Below are 2,470 nucleotides of genomic sequence, written 5' to 3' on the forward strand. Positions count from 1 at the left end.
AGTTTCACCACGGCGTCGAGCTTTTGATCCTCGACCAGGGTGCGTCGCAGAGACTTGTGGGCGGTCGAGGAACCGAACAGAACGCCGTCGGGAACGATCACGGCCGCGCGGCCGCCGGACGCGAGCAGCTTGAGAAACAGCGCAAGAAACAACAATTCGGTCTTTTTCGTCTTGACCGTGCGCTGCAGGTCCTTGGCTGTGGATTCGTAGTCGAGCGAGCCAGCGAATGGTGGGTTGGCGAGGATCAGGGAGTACTTCTCAGTGTCGCCGGACGCCCCTTCCGAGAGGGAATCACGGTAACGGATGTCAGGCGCTTCGATGCCGTGGAGCAACATGTTCATGCTGCCGATGCGCAGCATGGTGGAATCGAAGTCGTAACCGTGGAACATGTTCTGGTGGAAATGCCGGCGCTGCTCGGTATCCGTGAGCGCCGAGGGGTGGTGCTCGCGAACGTACTCGGAGGCCGCGACCAAAAACCCCGCGGTGCCACAGGCCGGGTCGCAGATCTCGTCGTCGGGCTGCGGGGCCCACATGTCCACCATGAGCTGGATGATGTGGCGCGGCGTGCGGAACTGCCCGTTGGTCCCGGCGGAGGCGATCTTGGAGAGCATGTACTCGTAGATGTCGCCGTTGGTGTCCCGGCTGTCCATGGGAATGTCGTTGACCATTTCCACGACCTTGCTCAGCAAGGAGGCTGTGGGGATGGTGAAGCGGGCATCCCTCATGTGGTCCGAATACGTGGAGTTTTCACCGTTGGGTTGCTGCCCCAGGCGCTGGATGAACGGGAACACCTCGGTGCTAACCACCCGGTACATCTCGTCCGGGTCCAGATTCTTGAAATGACTCCAACGTAAACGTTCCTGCCCGGGCAGGAATCGAGGGTTAGCGATTTCCCCACTGCCGTTGAAACGGGCCTTCTTCTCCTCCAGAGTGTGGAGATCGTCGAGGCGACGGATGAACAGCAAGTACGTGATCTGCTCGATCACTTCCAGCGGGTTGGAGATGCCACCTGACCAGAACGCATCCCACACCCGGTCAATCTTGCTTTTCAATGTTCCTGTCACCATGGCATCGATCCTATGGGCTGGGTACGACGCTAGTACGCAAGCGCGCGAGGTGAGCCAGTGGCCTGGCCACTCACACCACCCACGGCAACACCAAGAGCATGCTCAGCGACCAAATGAGGTGGGCGATGATCGGCGGGGTCAGCGACTGGGTCCGCTCGCGCAACACGGCAACCATCACACCCATGGCCGCGGCCGCGAAGGCCAGGAGCGGCACACCGGCCAAGGCGGTGACGGCGGTGTACAGCACCGTGGTCACCACGATCCGGAACCCCGGCTTCAGGATCCTCCACAACGCAGCCCTGTAGAACATCTCCTCCGCGACACCGTTGACCGCGGTGATGAGCAGAACCAGCGCCAGACTGCCCACACGGGCGTGGTCCAGGAGCTCGTCCACCGGATCGCGGAGAAAGGGAACGTATCGCACCAGGAAGGCACCCGCGAAGAAGATCAGCGCTAAGAGCACCCCGCCCACAACGGCGTCGCGAATTCCGCGCCGGGAGGCGTGCCAGCGAAACCTGCTGCCCACCATCCGGACCGCCACGGAACTACCCACCATGTAAATCGCGGCCAGGATGAACGTGGCCGGGTAAAACCACGGGTCCCCCGCCTGGATGCGCAGGGACCACGCGAGGACGGCCCCCGCCAACACCCCCGTGGCGATGACGGCCCTGCGAGAAGCCCCTCCGGGCAATACCGGCAGGTCATCGGCGGAGACTGCTTTTGGATCCCTCACGGTGTTGCCTTTCACAAGGGTTGTGTTGAGGTCTTGGGGTTGCCGGACCGTGGGAGTTCGCGCGTCAGTCCCGGCGCGGGTTCAATGCACGGAGGGTTCCCGTGAGCACCGCGGCGAACGCGGTCCACCCGGCGTACGGTGCGAGGACCACTGCCTTTTCCTTGGACACCTTGCCAGATCTGCGCACCAGGTCCGCCGTGCTCGCGGCCAGCGCTATTGATTCTACGGCGGCGGGGCCCAGCTTCTGGCGGTCGAAGAACAAAATGCTCCACCCGGCGTTGAGCACCAGGTTGGTCGCGAGCGCAGCAATGTATCCGCGTTTTTCCTTGGTGCGCCCCTGCTCGCCCAGATCCGCAATCGTCAGGGAGCCGATCGCGGCGATATCCGCGTAGAGGGCCGTCCAGGCCACGGGGAACAGCCAGGCGGGCGGCTGGAAAGCGGGTTTCTTCAGGGTTTTGTACCAGGTCGAGTTCGGTTTGGTCGCCAGCGATCCAACGACGGCGGTCGCGGTCACTCCCGCGGTGGTCGCCCAGAAAATCTTGTTCCACCGGGTGGTGTCCAGGTTCTTGACCGCGGCGCGCACCGCGTCCCGGAACGAGGTGTAGCCACCCGGCGGCGGGCCGACATAATCGTCCAGGTCGCGCTCGCGCACCACGGTGTCGTGCTGGAG

3 protein-coding genes are annotated in these 2,470 nt (G+C 63.3%); all 3 read right to left on the reverse strand.

The annotated features are described in order from the left end of the window. The coding region (locus Q4E95_RS12770) for an N-6 DNA methylase (RefSeq protein ID WP_368660335.1) at positions 1-1,052 on the reverse strand (1,052 nt) is incomplete at its 3' end. Positions 1,053-1,137: 85 nt separating this feature from the next. Continuing rightward, positions 1,138-1,800: a CPBP family intramembrane glutamic endopeptidase gene (locus tag Q4E95_RS12775; RefSeq protein ID WP_303383662.1), complete on the reverse strand. Its 663-nt coding sequence runs from the start codon at positions 1,798-1,800 to the stop codon at positions 1,138-1,140. A gap of 64 nt (positions 1,801-1,864) precedes the next feature. Beyond that, the coding region (locus Q4E95_RS12780) for a TspO/MBR family protein (protein WP_303383663.1) at positions 1,865-2,470 on the reverse strand (606 nt) is incomplete at its 5' end.

This window comes from Kocuria sp., assembly GCF_030536815.1.
Taxonomy (GTDB): domain Bacteria; phylum Actinomycetota; class Actinomycetes; order Actinomycetales; family Micrococcaceae; genus Kocuria; species Kocuria gwangalliensis.